Raw genomic sequence first — 24,833 nt, 5'->3', positions numbered from 1 at the left:
CGACAGGGCTTTGGCCGCCATCCGGCATGAGATCGGGTGGCGTGGCCAACGCCTGATTTATTCAGCCATGCTGTGCTAATCTGCTTATTGGCGCGATATGGCGGCGGTAATGGCTTTCGCCGGTGAGCAATATGCGGTGGCGGTAACCTACCCAGATGACGAGCAGTTTAAATTACTGTCCGATCCTTATGCTTTTCACCATCAAGTCAACACGGTGACCCCGTTGTAATTCCCGGCGCAAAATGGCAAGGCGGAGCCACTCAGCCGATCTTGCCCCCTTACGCAAGGACATGATAAATTTCCGCCTGGGTGTCGGCTGTATAGGGCAGTTAGGCAGGTTATCATCATGCGTTGGTCGGGCCGCCGCGCGGAGCTTTTTTGTTATGAAGCGCGACCTTGCACAGCGTAAAATCCCCGCGTCCGTCTTTTGGCTGAACGCACTTTCGCCACTCTAGAACGTTTTGCCCATATTGAATCGGTTAGCGGCATCGTATTGCTTGTCGCCGCGGCCATCGCGCTGATTTGGGCGAATTCCCCCTTCGCCGCCAGTTACCATAATTTATGGCATACGCCGATTTCGATAGCCATCGGATCCTTTTCATTTTCCCATCCGCTCCATTTTTGGATCAATGACGGGCTAATGGCGATCTTCTTTTTAGTGGTCGGCATGGAAATCAGATATGAAATTCACGCCGGCGCGCTGAGTAATATCAAACAGGCGACGTTGCCGATCGTGGCCGCTTTCGGCGGCGTCGCGGTTCCCGCGCTTATCTACACGCTGTTTAACGGCGATCCGGCCCGGCACCACGGATGGGCGGTGCCTACCGCGACCGATATCGCCTTTGCGGTGGGCGTTCTTGCGCTGCTGGGGCGTTCCATCCCTGGCAATGTGCGGGTGTTTCTGCTCACGCTGGCGATTATCGACGATATTATCGCCATTGTAATGATCGCCCTTTTTTATTCCGCCGGGCTTGACTATAGCGGCTTGGCGATCGCCGCAGCCGGGATATTGCTTGTTTTCGGTTTTCAGTTAATCGGCATCGGCGCGGCGCTGGCCTACGTTATTCCCGGCGTCGTTATCTGGAGCGGTTTTTTGATCATGGGCATACACCCGACGATAGCGGGAGTAGTGCTTGGTCTTATTACCCCGGTATTACCGGCGCGTATGCATGAATCCGCATTGGACAAAATTCTGCGCATCAGTAACGAATTGGCAGACCGCTATTCCGCTCAGAATAACGATGCGGGGCAGTTATCCCAGCCATTCAAGCAATTGCGTTTGGCCAGGCGCGAACTTCTTCCTCCGGTAATGAGAGTGCAAATGACGCTGCATCCGTGGGTGGCGTTTTTCATCATGCCGTTGTTTGCGCTGGCGAATGCCGGGGTGAGCGTTGACGGCGTAAATCTCTCGGCGGAAGGCGCGCATTGGGTGATGATCGGCGTGATGGCGGGGCTGGTGGCAGGCAAGCCGCTGGGCATTATCGCCGTAAGCTGGCTAATGGTTCGCGTGGGGTTATGCAAACGTCCTCCCGGCGTGTCCTGGGGCGGTATCGCTCTGATCGGGCTATTGGGGGGAATCGGCTTCACCATGTCCATTTTCATCGCCATGCTGGCGTTTTCGAACGAAAACCAGCTAGGCGCCGCCAAACTAGGCGTTTTATTAGGCTCATTGACGGCGGCTATCCTGGGGATTGCATGGGGTAAGATTTATGTAAGACGGGTGCGGGCTGCGAACGACGGCGGACTGAAACCAGACACGGTAGCGTGAATCAGCCATGACATCGTTATCGCCGGCGGATAATGAGGAGAGAATAATGTGGCGCGCGTACCACCCGGAGAAGCGCATTACGTTTATCGGCGAGGCTATCCACGGAGTAGGGGCGTTTACGACATTCAAGCTGGATTTCGCCCGGCGCTATTGCGGCAAAAACTGGGTGTGGGTGTTTGAAGCCGATCATCTGGGCATGGCGTTGTCGCATGCGAATCAGGAACCGGCCAGAGCGCGCCTGATTAATTTTCCCGCGGTGATGCGAACGAAAAAAATGCTAGGTTTGCTCAGACGGGGGATTGATGCCGGCATTCCTTGTCTGGGGGCGGACATTATTCCCCGGCGTCCATTGGCGTCGTTTCCCGCCGCGTGGTCGGCGCGGCGAACCCGGCAGATGGCGCTTTTTCACAAGATACGCCGCAGCGACGGATATTTCGCCCGGCGCGACCGCTATATGGCGCGCCAGGTGCGGCGCATCGCCGGTCATTACGCCGATGCGCCGCTACTGGTGATGATGCACAACATGCACATAAAGCGATGCGGCAGCCGGGAAATGCCGCCGCTGAGGCTAAGGTCGGTGCGGGAACATCTGGCCCGCAGTTTTCCCGGACAGATGGAAAGTATTGCGCTTCTTGCGCGTCAGGGAAGCGCTTGCCACAACGATTTGACGCCGTTCTCCTTTGTCATTGACGATCCGCGCTCGGCGGAAGTTTTTCTTACCGCCGCCGAACAACCGCCTTGCCTTGCCGCCGCCGCGGATATTCCATCAGAGTATGTGGCCTGGCATCACGCATTCGAACGGGAAACGCGGCCGGTCAGAGAACAATACGAATGGTGCGCAGTATTTGCGCATGTTAGCGCGCCGGTTCTAACCCCGTGTGAATAAGCGCCCGGCTTACGAATTCATATTAAATGTCCGCAAGGCGTTTATATTGGAAAATATCGCCACCCATTTCAGCTATTGCGGATATTATTCAGACTATCTCCGCATTTTGCGAATATTCTTAATCTCTATTCACGTCGGGATATACCCTGGGTTTCCATGAATTAGACGATTAAATCAGCAACCCCCGATGTTGTAACAAGATGCGTGGAGAGACTATTATTCCGGCTCCGTTTCTATGGCGAAATAAAGCGAATACCTACATGAATAATGCAAGAAAATTTACTCTGACGACACTATTTTCCGCGCTTTTATTATGCGGTCTGGCGGGGTGCGATCGGCAAAGTAAGGAACCTACTACTGCCGCCAGTAGTTTGTCCGAAGATCAGAAAGAGACGCAGACTATCAGTTATTACGTTGAAATAGGCAATCAACTCAATAATATAACTGGTCTGGAATACGCCGCGAGCAATTACATACGGCAGAATATCGATAAAGGGGATGGGAAAGGCAGTTATTCGCTGACTATTGTTCCGGTTAATTATAATTACATCATGGAACAATATGCCAACGCCGAAGGATTAAACTATCAGGGAAATCCTGAATTAACTCAGGCCGCCGCCGATTTAAAGAAAAAGCTTGAAGTGTTGCATAATGAACAGCAGCAACTGGGTCAGTATTATGAAACGGCCGAGTATAAGATGGATAATCTGGCTAAAGGGAAAAGCGCGGACGCCCGTATTAAAGATGAACTGGAACAGGCATTGCAGAGCTATGCCGATTTTCAGACGAAGTTGAGCGTGGTGTATCACCAGAATCAGGATAAGCAATTGGAAGCGATGAAAAAGAACGGTCAGATGTACGCCTATCATCAGCTGAAAAGTTTAAATTTGGCCGAAGAGTTGGTGTCGCTGATCCAGTCGGAAGCGGACTTGCAGGATAAAAATAAAGTCGCCCACGCGGATGCCATCGCTAAAGAGATCCAGGACAATCTTGCCAGCCTGCAAAAACTTATCGACCAGGATCCTAACGCGAACAAACCCGGCGTGCCTAAAAACTCGGTGATTAGTTATCTTTATAGCGAGCTTAAATATTACCGTGAGTTTAAAGACTCGAAAGATCCGTCCGATCATAGGTTCATGATCGACGGCTACAATGATGCCGTTAACTCCTACAATAATTAAACGTGCAGCACAAGACGCGCGGCAAATGCAGGTTTGCTACGCGTCAATCATCCCCTTCCTTCCGTTGTGCGTACTGCCGTTCCGGTTCGAATTTTTATCATAATCGCCGATACCCTCGCCGTCCTATGCCATGCGCGCGGCATAGGGATATCTACGTTATAAACGTGCTGTTTTAAAAAATGTTTCCCGAATCCGTGAAGCGATTAGCCTTTATCCTGGCGGCGATGGCCCAATAGTCCGCCGCTTAGGATCATGCATCCCCCCGCGATCGAGGTGACGGCCGGCAGATTATTGAACGCCACCGTGTCTATTATCATCGCCCACACTAATCCGAAGAATTGCCACGGCGCGAGACGAGAGGCTTCGCCGCGCCGAAGGGCGGCCGCAATGCTCGCCATTCCCGCCGTTTGTACGGCGGTGAAAAGCACGGCGACCAGCGCGCCTTCAAATGACAAGGGATGCCACATCCAGGGCATAAAAATGAGGAGCGCGATGAATCCGACAACCGCGACCTGGAGCGTGATATCAACGCTGGTGGCATCGTTTCGAAGCCGGCGGACCAGAATTTGATAAATCGCGTATGCAAGGGCGGAGAGTAAAGCCGTGCCGACGCCGACGGGCGAGACGCTTCCCGTTCCCGGTCTGACAATCAGCAGCATGCCGACGAATCCGACGATAACGCCGAACCAGCGCGACAGCGGCACGCGCTCTCCCAATAACATAACGCTCATGACCGTTAGCATGAGCGGGGCGCTGAACCCCAGAGCCGACGCATCCGTTACCTGAATCAGGCTATAAGAGATAATCGACAAAACGTTCGACGCCACCAGCGCCGCCGCGGCCGTTCTTTGTTCCAGCGGCCTAGCGGGAAAGCAGATGCGGCGCCAGGTTATTCCGGTTGCCGGTTTGGCCGTCAGCGTCGCGCCGGCCGCAAGAACCAAGCCGCACCGCAGGAACGTCACCTGCATCGCGGTGAGTCCGTAAGATATCACCAGCTTTTTAGAGAGCGAGTATCCGATTACATATAGAAGGCTTGATAGTATCGTCAAAAAAATGGCGAAGCTCTGCGAGCGGCGGTTATCGGCGGAGATACCGGCTAATCTGATCATTGTGTCCCCAGGTTGATATCTACAAGCGGGTTGAATTCGAGGCGCGGGCGCCGGCATCTTGGGCAGTAACCTTTCCCCGTGTGCGCGTCATGGAAGGTTCAAGACCGTCTATTGCAGGATCGCAAAGTATTTACGCGGAGAGAAATTAATTATTCAGGGTTTATAATTAGGTGGGCTGATTTTGCGCGGCGTAAGGCGCACGCGGTTAATCCTGTCGGATCAACGGCGTTCGGCCGGGGCATGGCCAAGCCGGGTAACCGGGTTCTATCTGGCGTTCGGTGCGCTCAACCGATCGACCAGCGTTTGGCTTTGTTCGATAAAGCGGCGGCTATCTTCACTATTTTTCTGCAACAGGCAGACGAACAGCAGATCGATAATCGTATTCTGCGCCGTTCTGGCGGAAATGGAGGAACTGCGCCAGCGAGTTTCATCCGCGATGGTATCAAGCGTGCAGTCCGCCAGTTCGCGCAGCGGATTATGCTGCAGGGAGGTAATGGCGATCAGCGTCGCGCCGTTTTTTTTGGCGGCTTCGGCGGCGATCAATAGCTCCCGGCGTTTGCCGGAAAATGAAATGATGATTTGTACATCGGCGGCGCCGAGAGATTGCGCAACGGTGATCTGGACATGGCTATCCAACTCATTCATTACCGGGTAGCCGATCTTCATCAGCTTATAGGCCAGATCCTTGGCGACCAGCGATGAACCGCCCACGCCGGCGATCTGAATGCGTTTGGCGGACTGGATATGCGAAACCGCCTGCTGTAGTTGGGCAAAATCAAGACTATCGGTGGTATCCCGCAGCGCCTTTTGCTTTTCCGCGCATAGTTTCTCGGCGATATCCGTCAGGCTGTCGTTGCTGTTGATGGCATTATGAATATGCGAGCTTTGCCGTTTCTGCTGCGATACCTGTTGTCCCCGCTCTTCGATTAACGCCATCTTCAAGTTGGTAAAACCCTTCAGCCCCAGTTTCTGCGCAAATTTGATAATGCTGGATTGGCTGATGCCCAGAACCGCCGCCAGCCCCTGTGAAGAAAGCTGCTTTAGCTTATCGGGATTTTCCAGCAGATAGTCTGCAATTTTGCGCTCGCCGGGAGTAAATATCTCTTTGTTATGGATGATTTTTTGTGTGTATCTCATGGTAAAACCCACCTAGTCAACAGAGCGGATAGCCTGGCCGAGTCATCTTACGTTGCATGTCGTCAAAAACAAAACGTTGCCGTTAGCAACCCCCTCCCTGCCTCCCCCTTGTCAGGGGGAGGAGCCAACGCATTAAAAATGCTGAGCTTCCTCGCTCCCCCTTGTCAGGGGGAGGAGCCAACGCATCAAAAATGCTGGGCTTCCTCCCTCCCCCTTGTCAGGGGGAGGAGCCAACGCATCAAAAATGCTGGGCTTCCTCCCTCCCCCTTGTCAGGGGAGGAGCCAACGCATTAAAAATGCTGAGCTTCCTCGCTCCCCCTTGTCAGGGGAGGAGCCAACGCATCAAAAATGCTGGGCTTCCTCCCTCCCCCTTGTCAGGGGGAGGAGCCAACGCATCAAAAATGCTGGGCTTCCTCCCTCCCGCTTGTCAGGGGGCGGAGCCAACGCATTAAAAATGCTGGGCTTCCTCGCTCCCGTTTGTCAGGGGGAGGGGCCAACGCATTAAAAATGCTGGGCTTTCTCGCTCCCGCTTGTCAGGGGGCGGAGCCAACGCATTAAAAATGCTGGGCTTTCTCGCTCCCGCTTGTCAGGGGAGGGGCCAACGCATTAAAAATGCTGGGCTTCCTCCCTCCCGCTTGTCAGGGGGAGGGGCCAACGCATTAAAAATGCTGGGCTTTCTCCCTCCCCTGTGAAGGGGAGGGCAGGGGTGGGGTGAAAATTTGAGGCTTTATTAGCGATATGAATAAAATATTATTTTATTGGTCCATACTTAAGTATAAATTATTCCATCCACTGTACAAATATAACGCAATCCGCTTATGAAAATAGACTTATCCGCCCTGGTGACCGAGAGCCGTAATCAGGCCAGCGAGAACATCGATACGCTGCCGACGCTAGAGATGCTCAAAGTAATTAATAGTGAAGATAAAAAAGTAGCCTTTGCCGTAGAGCGAACGCTGCCGCAGGTGGCGCAGGCGGTGGATGCCATTAGCGCCGCCTTCGCTCAGGGCGGCCGCCTGATTTACTGCGGCGCCGGTACCTCCGGACGGCTGGGAATTCTGGACGCCAGCGAATGCCCTCCGACTTATGGCACGCCGCGCGGGCAGGTCGTCGGCCTGATTGCCGGCGGACACCCGGCGATCTTACAGGCGGTGGAGAATGCCGAGGATAACGGGGCGCAGGGCGAGCAGGATTTACGCGATCTGAATTTCAATTCCCGCGATGTGCTGGTAGGGATTGCCGCCAGCGGGCGCACGCCTTACGTCCTGGGGGCGATGGGCTATGCCCGTTCGTTGGGCGCGACGGTGGTCGCGTTGACCTGCAATCCGGAGAGTGCAATGAGCCGTCTGGCTGATATTGCCATCGAACCGGTCGTGGGAGCGGAGGTCGTCACCGGTTCGTCGCGTATGAAGGCGGCGACGGCGCAGAAGCTGGTTCTCAATATGCTGACCACCGGATCGATGATCCGCAGCGGAAAAGTGTACGGCAACCTGATGGTGGATGTTGAAGCCACCAACGCCAAATTGGTTCAGCGTCAGATCAACATCGTTATGCAGGCGACGGGATGCGGCCATCAGCGCGCCAAAGACGCGCTGAGCGAGTGCGGCAATCACTGTAAAACGGCGATTGTTATGGTGCTGGCCAATCTTTCCGCCGCTGACGCCGGGGCGCTTTTGCAGCGGAACAACGGTTTTATCCGCTCGACATTACAGGATACAGGACATCACACCGATGGCTAAAATAAACCAAGCAATGATCGAACAGATTCTCGTCCATGTGGGCGGCGGCGGAAATATCACGCTTTGCGGCAACTGTATGACGCGGCTGCGTTTAACGCTGACGGACCGGGAGTTGGTTGAGCACGATGCGCTGAAACGCGTTGACGGTGTGATGGGCGTGATTGAGGGCGACGATCAATTACAGATTGTTCTTGGTCCCGGTAAGGCGCAAACCGCCGCCGAAATGATGAACGCCTTGCTCAGCCGCGCCGCGCCGGAAAGCGCGGACGCCCCCAGGGATCTCAAATCGATCGCCTCAGAGAATAAAAAGCAGATCAAATCGAAACAGAGCAGCGCGATTCATCACTTTTTCACCAAATTTGCCACCATCTTTACGCCGCTGATCCCTGGCTTCATTGCCGCCGGGCTGCTGCTGGGGATCGCCACCCTGCTGGAGCAGAGTCTGGTGCTTGGCGCCGAGTCCCCCAGCCCCTGGCTGATTAGCGCCATTGGTTATATGAAGATATTCAGCAAGGGGCTCTTCGCCTTTCTGAGTATTCTGATCGGCCATAATGCGCAAAAGGCTTTCGGCGGCACCGGCGTCAACGGGGCCATCATCGCCTCGCTTTTCGTGCTGGGCTACGCGCCGGACGCCAAGGTAGGCTACTACGCGGGAATCGATAATTTCTTTGGGCTGCCCATCGATCCCAGAGGCAGCATTATCGGCGTGCTGATCGCCACGATTATGGGCGCCTGGGTCGAGCGGATGGTGCGGAAATTCATGCCCGACAATCTGGATATGATCCTGACGTCGGTCATTACGCTGTTGATTATGGGCGCGGTGACGTTCGTGGTGATCATGCCGCTTGGGGGCGAACTGTTCAAAGGCATGTCGTGGCTGTTCCTGAATCTGAATGGCAATCCGATTGGCAGCGCGGTTCTGGCGGGGCTATTCCTCATTGCGGTGATGTTCGGCATTCATCAGGGGTTTGTTCCGGTCTATTTCGCCCTGATGGACGCCCAGGGATTTAACTCGCTGTTTCCAATTCTGGCCATGGCCGGCGGGGGACAGGTTGGCGCGTCAATCGCGCTGTTTGTCAGAGCGAAAACCGGCTCCGTATTGCGCACCCAGATCAAGGGGGCGATCATCCCTGGGATCCTCGGCATCGGCGAGCCATTGATTTACGGGGTCACGCTGCCCCGGCTAAAACCGTTTATCACCGCCTGTTTGGGCGGCGCAGCCGGCGGATTTTTCATCGGACTGGTGGCCTATCTGGGATTGCCGATCGGGCTGAATACCGTCTTTGGTCCTTCCGGCATCGTCTCTATTCCGCTGATGACGTCTGGGCAGGGCATTTATGCCGGTATTCTGGTGTATATCGCCGGGCTGCTGGTGTCTTACGCCGCCGGTTTTATTTTCACCTGGTTCTTCGGCAGCAAAAATGTCGATTTAAGCTAAGTCGGCTTGCCTTGCCGCCGGGCAGCGGATGGCGGCAAGGCATCTTTTCCCATCGGGACGCATCTTGACCTTCACCCGCCGTTATCTTTAATGTCCGTATTAATACCTTGAGGATTTTGCCTATGAAGAAGCGGTACGGCGTTTACTTATGTTGCGGTATGAGGCGGGGAAGTTTCGCGCTTATCTTCGCGCTGCTTTTGGGGCTGCCGGCGGTTGCCGCGGCGGATTCGGCGGCGGTGACGCGGCTGCTTGACGAGGCGGAAGAGATCGCGCCGTTGGAAACGGTGGTTATCGCCTGGCAGGGCCGGATTGTGGCTGAGCGTGGCTATCGGGGGCACTTGACCACCGCGCCCACGAATATCAAATCCGCGTCGAAATCGGTGATATCGGCTTTGGTCGGCATTGCGATTGATAAAGGTATCCTCGACGGGCCGGATCAGACGATAGCGCCGCTGCTTGCCGATGCGCTGCCCGCGCATCCCGATCCCCGCATGAGCAAAATAACCATCGGGAATTTGTTATCCATGCAGGCGGGATTGGCATCAACCTCGGGGGCGGGGTACGGCGCCTGGGCCAATAGCCGTAACTGGGTTCGCGCGGCGTTGGCCCGACCGTTTGACGACGACCCCGGCGGACGCATGATCTACTCCACCGGCTCAACGCATTTGCTGTCGGCGATCCTTTCCCGGCAAACCGGACGTACCGCTCTGCAACTGGCGCGTGATTGGCTTGGGCCGCTGGATGGTTTTGCCATTACGGGTTGGACGCGCGATCCGCAGGGCATTTATCTGGGCGGCAACGAAATGGCGATGAGTCCGCGCTCGTTGCTGGCTTTTGGCGAACTTTACCGCATGGGCGGCGTCACGCCGGCTGGCGAGCGGTTGATCTCTCCTGCGTGGATTGCGGCGTCCTGGCAGCCGCGAACGCAATCACCCTATACCGGCGATGGTTATGGCTATGGCTGGTTCCAGACGCGGATCGCCGATGAGGAGGTACACTATGCCTGGGGCTTCGGCGGACAAATGCTCTATATCGTGCCCCGGCTGGCGCTGACCGTCGTGATGACCTCGGACGGCGGTTCGTCGGCGGCGCGCACCGGCCACCGGGACCGCTTACACCAGTTGCTGGGCGCTATTATCCGTGAACGGCAACGCGCGGTCTGAATCCGCGACGGCGTTGTTGGCGTGACATCCGCGTCGGCGCTTTTCCCTTCGTCAGCAAGACGGTGGCGAGTCAGAATACTGTTTTGAACATTTATTTAACATTGGGTTTCATTTGCTAATAAGAATTTTCTTAGTCCGTTAATGGCGTCATTGTGTGAATTGAGGTTTTTTTAGCATATTAATTTATAGTTTTGTTTTTTTTAGGCTATAGTTTTGTTGAATGTCGGGTTTAACCTTAATGTTTGGATGTTTATTCTATTGGGGCGATTTATCGCGTATTTTGAAAAATACTTCTATATTTTAAAGTGAGTTGCACACAGGATATATACCCTTCACCTTTCAGGTACATGGGCCGCTTTCCTGCGCCTGAAATATATTGGGTAATTAGGTAAACATATTTACTAGAAAAATAGCTTGGATTTTTCCATGCATTATTAATGAAATATTTTTTATTATTTTTATATTAAGGTTACTCGAATGGTTGATCTGGAGCAATCCATATCTCGTCTGACAAAAATGCTTTATCCATATACAAGCTCGGCTGCGCCAAGCGAAATTGTTAAAGGGAAACGACGTTATCATATCCATACCGAAAACGGGAAAGTTATCTATTTTCTTGATGAAGGTGAGTTTTTAATGAAGCGGACTAGAGATAACAAAGTTATTTCGGTCATTTTATCTCCATCTATTGTGGGCTGGTCGCAGGCGGTATTAGGCTGCGATGATATTTATCTTGAAAGGATTGATTACGGAAAAATAAGATGTTTGCCCTTCGATCTTGCTTTTAGAGTGGTCACCGCCTATCAACGATTTGATGATGTTCTAAATATCGTCAATTTCTGGTTTCATTATCTGGTTAACTTTTGTGTCGATAACGATGGCGACTCGGTCTCTATCGTAGAAAAAATGCTGATTTCATTGAATAACCTGCCGCCGGAAGTCAGGCAGCGTTTTAGCGCCTTAACCTATATCGCCGAGAGAACCTCGTTATCAAGAAGCACCATATTTAGAATATTAAAGAAACTACAGGAGGAGCAGGCCATTGAAATGGAGAACGGGCGGTTAAAAAAAATCTCTTTTTGATTAGAATTTAGCTAACTGCGCGATCTCCGGCCCTCGCATCGTCAGCCTTGTCAACAGATACATACTCTTTGCCGCGCTTCAACTGCCCCGAATGCGACCGGGTATTATCAGGAATAACGGACAATATTTCATCATTATTAATTACCCGGCTTGCTATTCGTTAAATAGCGTCAGTTGAGCGCTCTTCCCATATTATTAGCCCATCGCCGAGCGGCGTGGGCTCCGCCTTTTTACTTATTTCCTGCCAAAGCTGTTTTTGAGTATTTCACCTGGTTATCATATTTCACCGGTCCGTATTTATCTGTGTGTGAATATTTACATTGCTGACAAATAGCGGGTTAATTTAACCGTTTTTATTTGGTGTCGTTATTCTTATCGGGTAAATTATTTCGGGCTGGATACTTTTATTCTTTAACATTTAATAAATACTTTTAGTCATATGATGTTTTTTATTTGGTTTTGCAAAATTTTATCATTGATGATCCATTAAGATAAAACAGTGTGTTGTTTTTTGTATTTTTCGTTTTTTAGATTATTTGTCTGCGTTGGGCGGGGATCCGTGGTTCGTTAAGATTTTTATCACTATCTTTCGTTTTTTGTTTGTTTATCCCCTATGTCGTCTTTTTTTGAAAATAATAAAAAGGCGGAAAGGATGCTGTGCATGCAGTATTTTTCTCAATACCGCCGCGCTGAACTCTATTTAAGAATGAACCGTATCGGTCGCTTCTTATATCGATTTCAGGATGGATTGCGGCATATGAGAAATAATCATGTGGTCGCTATATCACATTCATTTATTGGTAATTAAGGAATCTTCACTTATGCGTAAATTACTACTCAGCGCCCTGATCGGTGCATCTGTGCTGTCATCTGGTTTGGCCGCCGCCGCAACGACAACCGTTTCTGGCGGTACCGTTCATTTTAAAGGCGAGATCGTTAACGCCGCCTGTGCGGTAAGCACCAATTCCGCCGACCAGACGGTAAACCTGGGTCAGTACCGTACGGCTAACTTCACCGCAGTGGGGTCATATACCAGCAAAGTTCCGTTCACTATCAAGCTTGAAGATTGTGATACCACCGTATCGACTACCGCAGCCGTTGCTTTCAATGGTTCAGCAGATTCCACCGATAACACCGTGCTGACCACCAGCAACATCACTAATGGCGGCGCCGGCGCAGCAAGCGGCGTTGGTATTGAAATTTCCGACAGCAAAGGCACCGTATTGCCGCCAAACGGTTCCACTTTCTCCGCTGCTCAGACGCTGGTCAACGGTAACGGTAATACGTTGAACTTTACCGCACGTTATAAATCAACTCTGGCTACCGTTACCCCTGGTCAGGCCGACGCGGATGCCACCTTCACCATGCAATATGAATAAGCCGCAACACGTATAAGGATGTGAACAACAAGCCAGGGAAGGCTGATTCAGTTGGAAAGGGTCATTGCAAGGACACTCTTCACCGCTACCGCGCGATGGCGTTCTGTCGCTCCCATTTTCGCCTGTCGCCCGACAGAAGCGCAGCCCTGCGGCCATTAGAGAACCGACTGCTTTACGTCTATTTATGCATCAATTATGCATCAACGAGGTCTAGTGTGTTTAATACCCCATCATTATATACGACGTCATTACGCTGGTTAGCTCGCGTCGGCATTGCGTTTTCTTTATTGACTGTTTCTCAATCCGTGCTGGCGGGGGGCATCGGTCTTGGCGCCACGCGCGTTATCTATCCCGCCGGCGCGACCCAGACATCATTGACCATCAACAACAGCGATGATAAATCGCGTTTTCTGATTCAATCCTGGGTGGAGGACAGTAACGGCAACAAAACCGGCGATTTCGTCGTAACGCCGCCGCTGTTTGTCGCCAATCCCAAAGGCGAAAATACGCTGCGCATCATGTATGCCGGTAAAGCGCTGCCGGCTGACAGAGAGTCTCTCTTCTGGATGAACGTCAAGGCGATACCATCGGTGGATAAAAACGACCTGCAGAATAAAAATGTGCTGCAGTTGGCGGTATTGTCCCGCATCAAGTTGTTCGTGCGTCCGGCCAACCTGGCTATTTCATCTATTGAGGCGCCAGAAAAACTGCATTTCAGCCGTGTCAACGAAACGGTCCGCATCGATAACCCCACGCCTTATTACATCACCTTAGTGAACATCAATAGAAGCGGGAAAAAGCTTCCCAATACCATGGTGCCGCCTAACGGGAACGTTTCGATAGCGCTTCCAGCCGGGACCAGCGGCGATCTGACCTATCAGACCATTAACGATTACGGTGGCAATACGCCCAAGGCGATCGGCGTACTGAAGTGATTTCAGCGCATCGCTATCGGCACCAAAACTAAAGCAAATAAAAGCGCAATACCCAATTTTCGCTCGCGGGCGCGTTTTCGTTATAACAGCGAGGATTTTCGAATGCAGTCGCTAATCCCTATACATTGCCGCCTGAATCCGCTATGTCAGGCGATTATATTGAGCATCGCGCTCCCATTTGGCGGCGCATCGGCTGAAGAGTATTTTAATCCGTCGTTTCTATCGAACGACCCGTCCGCCGTTGCCGACCTATCGCGTTTCGAACGTGGCGAAGGACAGCCGCCCGGTATTTACCGCGTGGATATTTATATCAACGACGAGTTTGCCACTTCCCGCGACGTCTCCTTTCATGCCAAGCCGGCGGCAGCGAAAAACGCCGTCGCGGCGGCATCAGACAACACCGGGCTGGAAGCCTGCCTGACGCGGCCGATGCTGGAGCAGCTTAATATCAATGTAAGCTCTATTCCCGACATCGCGCAGGCGCCGAACGATAAATGCATATCGCTGGCGGCGGCAATCCCCGATGCCGGCAGTACCTTCAATTTCGAGCTGCAACGCCTTTATCTCAGCGTGCCGCAAGTCGCGTTGACGCACCGCGGGCGCGGCTATATTCCGCCGGAACAGTGGGATGATGGTATCACCAGCGCGTTGCTCAATTACCATTTCACCGGCAGCAACACCTCCGGCGGCAGCACCGACAGCGATAACTATTTTCTCAATTTAGACAGCGGAATAAACTGGAAAGGCTGGCGTCTGCGCGACTTCTCTACCTGGAACTATAACCAGCAGCACAACGTCAGCAACAGCGAATGGCAGCACGTCAGCACTTATTTACAACATGCGATTACGCCGTGGCGCAGTCAGGTGACGATTGGCGACAGCACTACACCTGGCGAAGTGTTCGACAGTCTGGGGTTCCGCGGCGTGCAATTGGCGTCTGACGATACCATGCTGCCGGACAGCCTGCGCGGTTTCGCCCCTACGATCCGCGGTATCGCCAAGAGCAACGCCCGCGTCACCATCCGACAAAACGGCTACGTCATTTATCAGGCGTACGTCGCGCCCGGCGCGTTCGTTATCAACGACTTATATCCCACGTCATCCAGCGGTGACTTGCAAGTGACGGTTACCGAAAGCGACAATAGCGTCAATAGCTTTACCCTGCCTTATTCGGCCGTGCCGCTGCTGCAACGAGAAGGCCACGTCAAGTACGCCGTTACGCTGGCGGAATACCGCAGCAACATTAGCCAGCAGAGCGAACCGAAATTCGCGCAGGGCACGTTGATCTGGGGGTTGCCGCACGGTACTACGCTGTACGGCGGCGGCCAATTGTCGCAAGACTATGAATCCGTGGCGTTCGGCGCCGGTCAAAATTTGGGCTATTGGGGCGCGTTATCTTTGGACGTCACGCAGGCCCATACCAAACTGGCGGACGGCAGCGAGCATGACGGCCAGTCGGCGCGTTTCTTGTACGCCAAATCGCTTAATGACCTCGGCACCAACTTCCAGCTTCTCGGCTACCGCTATTCAACCAAAGGATTCTTTACGCTGGATGAAGCCAGCTACAAGAATATGCAGGGCTACACCATTGATGATTCGGTGACCGATCGTATCGTCTACCGCGACTACTACGACCTGCGCCATGCCAAGAAAAGCCAAATGCAAATCAACATTTCTCAGCAGTTGGCAGAGGGAATGGGGTCGATATTTTTCTCCGCCAACCGGCAGACCTATTGGCAAAGCGATCGCAGCAACGAGCTATGGCAAGTGGGCTACAGCGGTAACTATAACAACATTAGTTATAACCTGACGTACAGCTACAACAAAAGCCAGGGGCTTGACGATAGCGATCGGATGATTTCCTTCAACCTCTCGCTGCCGATTGGCCAGTGGCTCAGCCCCGCTCAAAACAAAGGCATTTTCAGCAATTCCAGCAACAGCGCTTACGCGACTTATAACGCCACCACCGACAACCGTCACCGCACCGTTCACCAGGCCGGCGTCAGCGGTACGCTGCTGGAAGATAATAACCTCAACTACAGCATCCGGCAGGGCTATGGCAATAAAAACATCGATTACAGCGGCGGCGTTGACCTCAACTATCAAGGCGCTTACGGCAATAGCAACGTCGGTTACAACTACTACCGCAATTACCATCAGCTGAACTACGGTTTGAACGGCGGCATCGTCGCCCACGCCAACGGCATCACGCTTAGCCAGCCGTTGGGCGACACCAATGTGCTAATCAAGGCGCCGGGCGCCGAAGATGTGAAGTTGCTCAACACCACCGGCATACGCACAGACTGGCGCGGTTATGCGGTGATCCCCTACGCCAGCGTATATCGCGCCAACCGCATTGCGCTGGATATCGATTCGCTGAAAACCAATACCGAGATTGACAACGCGGTGGTGAATGTGGTGCCGACGCGCGGCGCATTGGTGCGGGCGGATTTCCGTGCCCGCGTGGGGGGGCGCGCTTTGATTACCCTGTTGCAGCGGGATGGAAAGGCGGTGCCGTTTGGCGCGCAGGTTAGGCGCACCGATAGCGATTACACCGGCATCGTCGGCGATAACGGCCAGGTATTCCTCTCCGGCCTGCCGAATAAAGGCACGCTGAAAGTTGAATGGGGCAGCGGCGCGCAGCAGCAATGTCTGGTCGATTATACGCTGCCGGACGGCAGTGAAAATCAGCCGATAACCTATGCCAAATCGGGATGCCAATGAAACGGAAGCTAGAAAGAGCAACAGCAGCGCCTCGGCGCTCCGCCACGGCCGAACGGCAGTGGGAATCGATCAACAATCTCGGTATTAAAAGCGAAACGCTAATGAAACAGCTTGTGAGAAATACGCTCTGCGCCGTGCGCGGCAATGCGCTTTGGATAACGCTGGCGGCTGGCGCGCTGGGGCTGCCGCAGATTGGGTGGGCTGCGCAGTGCAGTACGGTCAGCGGCTCCCCGACCACCTATAACTTCGCCTATACCATCGCCTCCACCCAGAACTATACCGGCTATGAGACCGGGTGGCGGGATGAAACCGCATCAGGATCGTCGGCGATCGGCGGCGCATGCAGAGGCGGACCCGATACCTATTTTACCTCGACGGTCGGGCCGTCGCTGACCTTCGCGGTTGCCGAAGGCGATACCAAATGGTACGACATCGGCAGTAATGATTACCTGCAAGTCGCCTCGCAGATCGGTATCAATAACGTCAATCTGGGACAGCTTGTGTACCAGTATGTCCCTTTCACCGACGTCAACAATAATTGCCAAGGGCGCTGCGGATCGACGCTGGCCAGCGGCAGCCGCGTGCGGGTCAACTTCCGCATCAAACGTCCGTTCGTCGGTATTACCACCATCTCATCAATTCCTATCTTCTATCTGTACGCCAATCAGGGCGGAGCAGGTCTGGGCACCGGCACCCCGATCGCGGTGGGTTATTTGAGCGGTACGGTCACGGTGCCGCAAAGCTGTGAACTGAACGCCGGGCAAATCATCGCCATCGATTTCGGCAGCGTTTCGACCGGCGCGTTCAAAACCGCCGGTCAGATAGCGGAGGGCGTAACGCCCGCCAACCGCAGCATCGGCATTCAGTGTAAGGGCATTGAAGCGCAGACCAGCCTGTCGCTGCGCGTGCAGGCCGACAACGTGAAAGACAATATGATCGTTTCCGACAACGCCGACATCGGATTCATCATCACCGACGGCGACAACAACCCGCTGACGCCCAACTCCCTATCGAGCGTGATCCCGTTCGTGCTTGACGACGCCGCCAGCGCCAGCGTCAAAATCGGGGCTTATCCGGTCAGCGTTACCGGCCAGACGCCGGCAGTCGGCCTGGCGACCGGCAAAGGCTATCTGCGCGTCGACTTCTACTAATAGGAGAAAGTCAGGTGAACGATTCTTTATCTATCCGCAGTATTGAACGCGCCCTCGGCCGTCGTGGTTTGAAACTTGGCGGCGCGCTGTTGCTGGCCGCGCTGGCGCCCTCCGTACAGGCGGATTTGGGGCTAAGCAATATGCAATTGACTGTTACGGTGATCGCCAACAGTTGCGTCGTCAGCCAGGATAGCGTCAATAAAACCGTGGATCTGGGAAGCTGGGCCAGCAAACAGTTTATCGGCACGCAGAAAAGTCCGGAGGCGACGCCTTTCCAGATTAATTTAGAAGACTGCGCCGCGGCGGCGACCGGCGTACAGGTCACTTTTTCCGGCACCCAGGACACGGCCGATAGCACATTGTTGGCGCTGAGTAGCGATAGCACCGCGACTAACCTCGCGGTGGAAATTTTGGATAAAGACCGCAATCAAATTCCACTTGGTCAGGCGAGCGAAGTTTATGCGTTGACCGCCAACGCGAGTAGCGCATCGCTGATGTTCTATGGGCGGTATGTGCGGACTGGCGACGCGGTAACGCCGGGGTCGGCCAATGCCGATGCCACATTTACGCTGAGCTATCAGTAATCGGAGAGCGTCAACCAGCGGACAACCCATGCTAAGGCGGAGTATTTATGAAAATAAAAATTACAGCGTTGATTAAATTTACCGGGGAGAAAAAATGGTGGCTAACCCTGGCCGCATTCTGGTTCCTTTTGCCGCAGCACGCCTTTGCCATTCAGTGTAATACCGCGACAGGCTCGCCCGTGAGCTATGATTTTAATTTCCAGTTTGCTTCACAGCAAAACTATGTCGGCTATACCACCGGCTGGAACCAAAAAACCGACAGCGGTTCATACACGATAAGCGGCGGATGCAATAATAAGGATACCGTCTACTACACCGCCCAGGCGGGAGCCGGCCTTAGCTACTCTTTCAACGACGGCTCCGCTAACTGGTACGATATCACCGGCAATGATTATTTGCAGGTCGCCTCCCAGATCTACGTGTATAACGCGTCAGGCGGCAGCACCTATCATAATGTGCCTTTTGTTGATTTATCCAATAACTGTAACGGGAGATGCGGCGGCACGGCGACGACCGGCAGCCGGGTGCAGGTCAGTTTTCGTATTAAACGGAAATTTGTCGGCGTGACGACGTTGCCCTCCATTCCCATTTTTTCCGTCTATGGCAATCAGGGCAGTACGGGGCTGGGTACGGGGTCGCCTTTGGTGGTGGGGTACCTGAGCGGCACGGTGACGGTACCGCAAAGCTGTACGCTGAACGCCGGACAGGTGGTTTCCATCGACTTCGGCAATATTTCCACCGGCGCGTTTACCACGGCGGGCAGCAAGCCCGATGGAGTGAAAACCGCCACCCGCACCATCGGCATTGCCTGCAACGGCATTGCCGCTCAGACCAATCTTTCGCTGCGCGTTCAGGCGGATACGGCATCCGGCAATGCGATTGTCTCTGATAACAGCGATGTCGGCTTCGTAGTTACCGACAGCAACAGTAGCCCGCTGACGCCGAACGACCTTGCCAGCGTGCTGCCCTTTACGCTGGATGATAACGACAGCGCCAACGTGACGATCACGGCTTATCCGGTCAGCGTTACCGGCAATAAGCCGCAGGCGGGCGTCGTGACCGCGCTGGCCTACCTGCGTGTCGATTTTGACTAAGGGAGAAATAGTCATGAGATTGCCTGACGCTTTGCACCTTCGCGCCCCGGCCGCGCATCTGGCGCTGATGGCCGGACTGTGGTGCGGCCTGTTGCCCGCCTATGCGGATCTGGGGACAACGAACATGCAGCTTACCGCGACGTTGGTGTCGAACAGTTGTTCGGTCAGCGTGGCTTCGCAGGAACAAACCGTCAATATGGGAACCCTGGCGACGAAGGCGTTTTCCGAGGGTAAGCCGGGCGCGTCTCCGGTTAGGTTCGCCATCAACCTTGAAAGCTGCGGCTCGGCGGTCTCTTCGGTTTCCGCCACGTTTTCCGGCACGGCGGACGCCAACGACTCGACGTTATTGGCGTTAAGCGCCGACAGCAGCGCCACGCATGTCGGCATCGCCATTCTGGATAAGGATCGCAATCGTATCCCGCTTGGCAATGCCAGCGAACAATACCCGCTGACCGCCGGCGTCGACAGCGCGCAGTTGGTGTTCTACGGCCAGTATGTGGCGACGCAGAACGACGTCACGCCCGGTTCCGCCAACGGCGACGCCACCTTCACCTTAACTTATCAGTAAACGGCGGTTCGGCGGCCGTTTGATGGCGAGCGGCATCGGCGTTGAAATAACCGCCGGGCGTTACCCCGAAGCGTTGACGAAAAACGGCAATATACGCACTGACGTTTTCATAGCCGCAGGCCGCGGCAACGTTGCCGACGGAGTCGCCTTTCGCCAGGAATTCCATCGAGCGCAGTAGGCGGGCTTGCTGACGCCAGTGAGAAAAATTGATCCCGGTCTGGGCGAGGAAAAGCCGGCTTAGCGTACGCGCGCTCAGGCCGCTCCATTTCGCCCATTCCGCCTGAGTCCGCGGATCGGCCGGATTTTCCAGTATTTCGCGCGCGATTTTCAGCGCCCGGCTATCCTGCGGCAGCGGCAGGTGCGAGGGTATCGTCGGGGCTGATGATAGCTCGTCGATGAGCACCTGAATCAGGCGCAGATGTTTCTCCGCTAATGAGGAGGCGTTCAGGTTGGCGATGCGTTCCACCAACGCCTGCAACAGCGCATTCGCGCTGAAAATCTGCGGCGCGTCGGGCAGTTCCCGGCAATATTCCGCCGCCAGATAGAGACTCACTCCCGTCATATGGCCGAAAGCGCATGCCCGGTGGGGGACATGCGGCGGAAACCAGCCAATACAGCCCGCCGTCAGCGCCCACTGTTTATCCTGAGTTTCAAGCGCAATCATGCCGCGGTTTAACCAGTAAAGCTGACCGGCGGTATGTTGGTGCCAAGGCGTAAGGGACTTTTTCGCGTGTTCCAGTTTTTCGCTGCGGATGATGTTCATTATGGCGGAAAAGCATTATTAAATGTCAGAGTGTGGTTATTATGACACGCATTGGCCGGGTTATTCTCTGTGTATTCACTCAATCAGGGAGACGAAAATGGTATTTTCCGCGCAACAACAGGTTATCGACGCTTTACATCAGGCGATCGCCTCGCCGGTTCATAGTCCGGCGTCGATCGCTGCGTTCTTCGACCCGGACTATGAGCAATGGGTGGACGGCAAGACGCTCGGCTATAACGATTTTCTGCATCACATGGCGCTGTTGAAGCAGGTCACGCGGAGTATGTCGCTAACGATCCTTGCCGCGGCGTCGCAGGGGAACGATGTACTGACGCATCATCTGGTCGAGGTTGAAAAGCAGGATGGCGTGCGCAGTGCGATACAGGTGTTTGCGCATTTTACGTTGAGGAACCAGCGCATCTATCGGTGCAGCGAGTTAACCCATCTGGTTAACGGCGATCGTCAGGATGCGGATTTAGGATCGCGGGTGATAAGCGCGAAGTAGTGTGGTCTTATCGGGTCGATGACGCGCGGGATTGATCTTTCCCGGCCTGGGCGATGTCGGCCGTAATGGAACGGCAGGCCTGACGCAGCCCGTCGATAAGCCCGCCGCTGCGGCCGCGCAGATGGATCATGCCGAAGCTCGGACTCCAGTAATCCGATACCAGCGGAATACGCACGATCGCTTCAACGGACGGCCTATTTCCCGCCGGCAGCGGATATAGGTTGAAGACCGAATAACCAAGGCCGGCGGCGACCATAGCGTACGCCGTTTCGCGCGAACCTACCGTATAGCTGACCCGCGGCTTGACGCCATGATGATCGAAAAGGCCGGCGTAATAGCGCCGGGCGCCGTCGAAATCGAGAAGAATGTAAGGCTCGTCTTCCAGTTCCGCTAAATGGATTGCGCTTTTTCCGGCGTGCGGGTGGGACGGGTGCAGGCCGACGTGAAGGGGCGGGTTGAATAGCTCGACGAACTCCAGCGAAGGGTGAAGATCGTCGTTGAAGGTGAAAGCCGCCGCAAGTTTGTCGGATCGGACCGCTTCTGAAAGTTCTTTCGAGTTGTGTTCATAGAGCTGGATGTGTCCGTTCGCGACAGACTGGGAAAGCTGGGCGACCAGCGCCGGCATAACAAGCGAGCCCGCACTGGCGAGCACGCCCAGGGAAATATCGCGTTCCCAATCATGGGGGATATGCGCCGCCGCCTGTTCAAAACCCATATAGGCGCTGAGAAATTCTTCGGCGAGCGCGGTGAATCGTTCTCCATCGCGGGTTAGCCTCATCCCCTTGGCCGGCTCGCTGAGGAACAGACTGATGCGCAGCTTCGCTTCAATCAGGCGAATGGCTTCGCGGATCGAAGATACGGAAACCGACATGCTTTCGGAGGCTTTGGCGAGCGAGCCGCTCTGCTTTACCGCGACAACATAACGCAGGTGTTTGATCGAATAGGACACGCTTTCGCCTGAATATTTATGATGATAGTTTGGTTAAAGCATACATTTTATGTACCTATTGCTCAATATTAATGCATTTTTTCAAATGGGCAATTTTCGCTAGTCTGACCTGGAAAGACAAAAATTAAACGCAATCAGGGGGACTGGTATGGAAAGAAGTTCGGCGGCTGTTTCCGCCCGCGAGCAGCATGAAACAGAGGCTAACGCGCCGGGGAGGACGGCGAGTATTGGGGCGATAACGCTTGGAAACGCGCTTGAGTTTTATGATTTTACTATTTACAGCATTTTCGCCGCCGTTATTGCCCGGCAGTTTTTTCCAGCGGAAACGCCGCTGGGCAGCCTGCTGCTTTCGGTCGCGGTTTTCGGCGTCGGATTTCTGACGCGTCCGCTGGGGGGGATCCTGATCGGCGCCTATGCCGATCGAAAAGGACGAAAAGCGGCGATGACCCTGACCATATCCCTGATGGCGCTGAGTTCGGCGATGCTCGCCGTCATTCCGCCTTATGCCTCCATTGGCATCGCGGCGCCTTGCCTGGTGGTGCTGGCTCGCCTTATTCAGGGATTTTCCGCCGGCGGCGAAATGGGGCCGGCCACGACCTACCTGTTGGAACGCGCGCCCGCCAACAAGCGAGGCTTCTTCACCAGCTGGCAGTCGGCCAGTCAGGGATTGGCTTTTCTGATCGCCGGTCTGATGGGGTTTATTATGACGCAGATTTTGCCGAAAGAGAGTCTGGAGTCATGGGGATGGCGGCTGCCGTTTCTGCTGGGGGTTCTGATTGCCCCGGTCGGCATCTATATTCGTAATCGTCTGCCTGAAACGCTGAACCACGAACAGGCGCACCGCTCGACAAAAGCCGTTCTTGCCGATTTGTTCTCCGGTCATGGCCGTACCGTGGCGCTTGCCGGTCTCGCGATCGCCGGGGGCGCCGTCACCATGTATATATCAAGCTATATGACCACCTACGCGCTGACGACGCTCAAGCTGCCGATGGGCGTCGCCATGCTGGCGACGTTCGTTACCGGCGCCACCATGGCGGTAATGAGCCTGGTGGGCGGCTGGCTGTCTGACCGGTTCGGCCGCAAGGTGGTGATGATCGTTCCTCGCATGCTGCTGGTTCTGGCGGCATATCCCGCCTTCCTGCTGATCACCCATCACCAGACGGGAACCATGCTGCTGCTGATGGTCGCGCTGCTGGTGACGCTGCATTCAATCAATGCCGGCGTGATGCTGGGCATGATCCCCGAATCCTTCCCCAGCCACGTGCGTAGCATCGGCCTCTCTTTTTCCTATGCCGTGGCGGTCACCCTCTTCGGCGGAACGGCGCAGTTCGTGGTCACCTGGCTGATCGGCATCACCGGCGATCCGATGACGCCGGCCTGGTATCTGGTCATCGCCAATGCCGTCGCCGTCGTGGCGATGCTGATGATGCGTGAGACGCGGCATGTCAGTCTTAATGATTAAATAGACTAGGGAAAGGGTAATAGATGAACAACACGATATTAAAAAAAATCAGCGAGTACCTTCCTGAGCTGATCGCTATTCGCCAGGATATTCACCAGCACCCCGAAGCGGCGTTCGAAGAACAACGAACCGCCGCGCTTGTCGCCAGAACGCTTGAAAGCTGGGGCATCGAGGTGACGCGCGGGCTCGCCGGCACCGGCGTTGTCGGCACCATCGTCGGCAACCGTCCGGGGGCGCGCCGTATCGGGCTCCGGGCGGATATGGATGCGCTGAACATGGAGGAAACGACCGGCTTGCCTTATTGCTCCGCCTACAAAGGGAAAATGCACGCCTGCGGCCATGACGGTCATACGGCGATGCTGCTGGGCGCGGCCCGCTACCTTGCCGAAAATCCCGACTTCGCCGGTAAGGTTCACCTTATTTTCCAGCCGGCGGAAGAAGAGGGCGGCGGCGGGCGCGTGATGATTGAAGAGGGGCTGTTTGAGCGCTTCCCCTGCGATGCCGTCTACGGATTGCACAACGAGCCGGGATTGCCGGTCGGCCGGTTCGGCATCCGGCCCGGCCCGATGCTGGCCAGCGTCGATACCTGGAGCGTCAAATTCAATGGCACCGGCGGGCATGGCGCGGTTCCTCATCGCGCCACCGATCCCAGCATGCCGCTTGCGCATTTCCTGCTGGGGCTGCAAACCATTATCGGGCGTAACGTGCCGGCGCGGGAGACCGCCGTCATCAGCGCCGGTTACATTTCGGCGGGACACGCGCGCTCCGCCAATGTCATTCCCAGCGAAATTGTCGTGCGCGGAACCGCCCGCACCTATGAAACGTCGGTCAGGGATACGCTGGAGCAGCGGCTTTGCGAGCTGGCGCTAAACCTGGCGGCCGCTCACCAATGTGCGGCGGAGGTCTGCTATGACCGGGGATATCCCGCGCTGGTGAACGCCGCGCCGCAAACGGAACTCGCCGCGGCAGCGGCGGTGCGCACGGTGGGCGAGGAGGGGGTTGATGCGGCGTATCCGCCGATTACCGCCGGCGAGGATTTCGCCTATATGCTGAAAGCGCGGCCGGGAGCGTTTATGCTGATTGGCAACGGCGTTCAGCCCGACGGCAGCTATCACCATGTCCACACGCCGCTGTTTGATTTCAATGACGAGATTCTGCCGCTTGGCATCGGCTATTGGATCAATATCGTGAAGCTGGAACTGGGCGGGGAATAAG

At 54.8% G+C, this 24,833-nt stretch carries 21 protein-coding genes and 1 pseudogene; 18 read left to right on the top strand and 4 right to left on the bottom strand.

The window, feature by feature from the left end:
• Nucleotides 1-79: 79 nt before the first annotated feature.
• The 4 genes and pseudogenes from HC231_RS24040 to HC231_RS15690 form a co-directional block, all read left to right on the top strand.
• Nucleotides 80-229, top strand: a pseudogene (locus tag HC231_RS24040) (hypothetical protein); the annotation flags it as partial.
• 198 nt (nt 230-427) lie between these two features.
• A complete protein-coding gene (gene nhaA / locus HC231_RS15700) occupies nt 428-1,768 on the top strand; it encodes a Na+/H+ antiporter NhaA (RefSeq protein WP_208227639.1) in 1,341 nt (446 codons plus the stop codon).
• A gap of 46 nt (nt 1,769-1,814) precedes the next feature.
• The gene (locus HC231_RS15695; protein WP_208227637.1) at nt 1,815-2,654 is read left to right on the top strand and encodes an erythromycin esterase family protein; all 840 of its coding nucleotides are present in this window, start codon (nt 1,815-1,817) and stop codon (nt 2,652-2,654) included.
• Between the two features lie 260 nt (nt 2,655-2,914).
• Nucleotides 2,915-3,835 carry a DUF3829 domain-containing protein gene (locus tag HC231_RS15690; protein WP_208227636.1) on the top strand — a complete coding sequence of 307 codons (921 nt, stop codon included), beginning with the start codon at nt 2,915-2,917 and terminating at the stop codon, nt 3,833-3,835.
• 203 nt (nt 3,836-4,038) lie between these two features.
• Here the strand turns inward: HC231_RS15690 and HC231_RS15685 are convergent, their stop codons facing one another.
• Nucleotides 4,039-4,944, bottom strand: a complete 906-nt coding sequence (locus tag HC231_RS15685) for a DMT family transporter (RefSeq protein WP_208227634.1) — start codon at nt 4,942-4,944, stop codon at nt 4,039-4,041.
• Between the two features lie 264 nt (nt 4,945-5,208).
• Nucleotides 5,209-6,081, bottom strand: a complete 873-nt coding sequence (locus HC231_RS15680; protein ID WP_208227632.1) for an SIS domain-containing protein — start codon at nt 6,079-6,081, stop codon at nt 5,209-5,211.
• Between the two features lie 818 nt (nt 6,082-6,899).
• Here HC231_RS15680 and murQ point away from each other — a divergent pair.
• The 11 genes from murQ (at nt 6,900) to HC231_RS15625 (ending at nt 19,939) form a co-directional block, all read left to right on the top strand.
• On the top strand, nt 6,900-7,820 hold the full coding sequence (murQ, locus tag HC231_RS15675) for an N-acetylmuramic acid 6-phosphate etherase (RefSeq protein ID WP_208227630.1): 921 nt from the start codon (nt 6,900-6,902) through the stop codon (nt 7,818-7,820).
• The gene (gene murP / locus HC231_RS15670) at nt 7,813-9,258 is read left to right on the top strand and encodes a PTS N-acetylmuramic acid transporter subunit IIBC (RefSeq protein WP_208227628.1); all 1,446 of its coding nucleotides are present in this window, start codon (nt 7,813-7,815) and stop codon (nt 9,256-9,258) included. Before murQ ends, murP begins: the two co-directional genes overlap by 8 nt.
• Before the next feature lie 122 nt (nt 9,259-9,380).
• Complete coding sequence (locus tag HC231_RS15665) at nt 9,381-10,421, top strand: serine hydrolase domain-containing protein (protein WP_208227626.1); 1,041 nt, start codon at nt 9,381-9,383, stop codon at nt 10,419-10,421.
• 477 nt (nt 10,422-10,898) lie between these two features.
• Nucleotides 10,899-11,504 (top strand): helix-turn-helix domain-containing protein, encoded by a 606-nt coding sequence (locus HC231_RS15660; protein WP_208227624.1) that lies wholly within the window; start codon nt 10,899-10,901, stop codon nt 11,502-11,504.
• Nucleotides 11,505-12,325: 821 nt separating this feature from the next.
• Entirely contained in the window at nt 12,326-12,883 is a 558-nt protein-coding gene (fimA, locus tag HC231_RS15655; protein ID WP_208227622.1) for a type 1 fimbrial major subunit FimA, read from the top strand.
• A 215-nt stretch (nt 12,884-13,098) separates the two neighbouring features.
• Nucleotides 13,099-13,818 carry a fimbria/pilus periplasmic chaperone gene (locus HC231_RS15650; RefSeq protein WP_425490398.1) on the top strand — a complete coding sequence of 240 codons (720 nt, stop codon included), beginning with the start codon at nt 13,099-13,101 and terminating at the stop codon, nt 13,816-13,818.
• A 102-nt stretch (nt 13,819-13,920) separates the two neighbouring features.
• Entirely contained in the window at nt 13,921-16,542 is a 2,622-nt protein-coding gene (locus tag HC231_RS15645) for a fimbrial biogenesis usher protein (RefSeq protein ID WP_208227619.1), read from the top strand.
• Entirely contained in the window at nt 16,539-17,693 is a 1,155-nt protein-coding gene (locus tag HC231_RS15640) for a fimbrial protein (RefSeq protein ID WP_246494540.1), read from the top strand. The genes HC231_RS15645 and HC231_RS15640 overlap by 4 nt, the downstream gene beginning before the upstream one ends.
• Before the next feature lie 14 nt (nt 17,694-17,707).
• Nucleotides 17,708-18,277, top strand: coding sequence for a fimbrial protein (locus tag HC231_RS15635; protein WP_208227617.1), 570 nt, complete (start codon nt 17,708-17,710; stop codon nt 18,275-18,277).
• A gap of 47 nt (nt 18,278-18,324) precedes the next feature.
• Nucleotides 18,325-19,371: a fimbrial protein gene (locus HC231_RS15630; protein WP_208227615.1), complete on the top strand. Its 1,047-nt coding sequence runs from the start codon at nt 18,325-18,327 to the stop codon at nt 19,369-19,371.
• Nucleotides 19,372-19,384: 13 nt separating this feature from the next.
• On the top strand, nt 19,385-19,939 hold the full coding sequence (locus tag HC231_RS15625; RefSeq protein WP_208227614.1) for a fimbrial protein: 555 nt from the start codon (nt 19,385-19,387) through the stop codon (nt 19,937-19,939).
• Here HC231_RS15625 and HC231_RS15620 read toward each other — a convergent pair.
• On the bottom strand, nt 19,920-20,702 hold the full coding sequence (locus tag HC231_RS15620; protein ID WP_208227612.1) for a helix-turn-helix domain-containing protein: 783 nt from the start codon (nt 20,700-20,702) through the stop codon (nt 19,920-19,922). The two genes, HC231_RS15625 and HC231_RS15620, sit on opposite strands and share 20 nt — an antisense overlap.
• Nucleotides 20,703-20,799: 97 nt before the next feature.
• On the opposite strand from HC231_RS15620, the gene HC231_RS15615 reads away from it, so the two are divergent.
• A complete protein-coding gene (locus HC231_RS15615) occupies nt 20,800-21,207 on the top strand; it encodes a nuclear transport factor 2 family protein (RefSeq protein ID WP_208227611.1) in 408 nt (135 codons plus the stop codon).
• 7 nt (nt 21,208-21,214) lie between these two features.
• On the opposite strand, the gene HC231_RS15610 is transcribed toward HC231_RS15615, so the two are convergent.
• Nucleotides 21,215-22,156: a LysR substrate-binding domain-containing protein gene (locus HC231_RS15610; RefSeq protein ID WP_208227609.1), complete on the bottom strand. Its 942-nt coding sequence runs from the start codon at nt 22,154-22,156 to the stop codon at nt 21,215-21,217.
• A gap of 148 nt (nt 22,157-22,304) precedes the next feature.
• On the opposite strand from HC231_RS15610, the gene HC231_RS15605 reads away from it, so the two are divergent.
• Nucleotides 22,305-23,618: an MFS transporter gene (locus HC231_RS15605; RefSeq protein WP_208227607.1), complete on the top strand. Its 1,314-nt coding sequence runs from the start codon at nt 22,305-22,307 to the stop codon at nt 23,616-23,618.
• Nucleotides 23,619-23,641: 23 nt separating this feature from the next.
• On the top strand, nt 23,642-24,832 hold the full coding sequence (locus HC231_RS15600) for a M20 aminoacylase family protein (protein WP_208227605.1): 1,191 nt from the start codon (nt 23,642-23,644) through the stop codon (nt 24,830-24,832).
• The last annotated feature ends 1 nt before the right edge of the window (nt 24,833 follow it).

It is taken from the genome of Brenneria izadpanahii (assembly GCF_017569925.1).
Lineage (GTDB): Bacteria > Pseudomonadota > Gammaproteobacteria > Enterobacterales > Enterobacteriaceae > Brenneria > Brenneria izadpanahii.
Note: the sequence above shows the minus strand (reverse complement) of the source record. Positions and strands in the feature narration are given on the sequence as shown.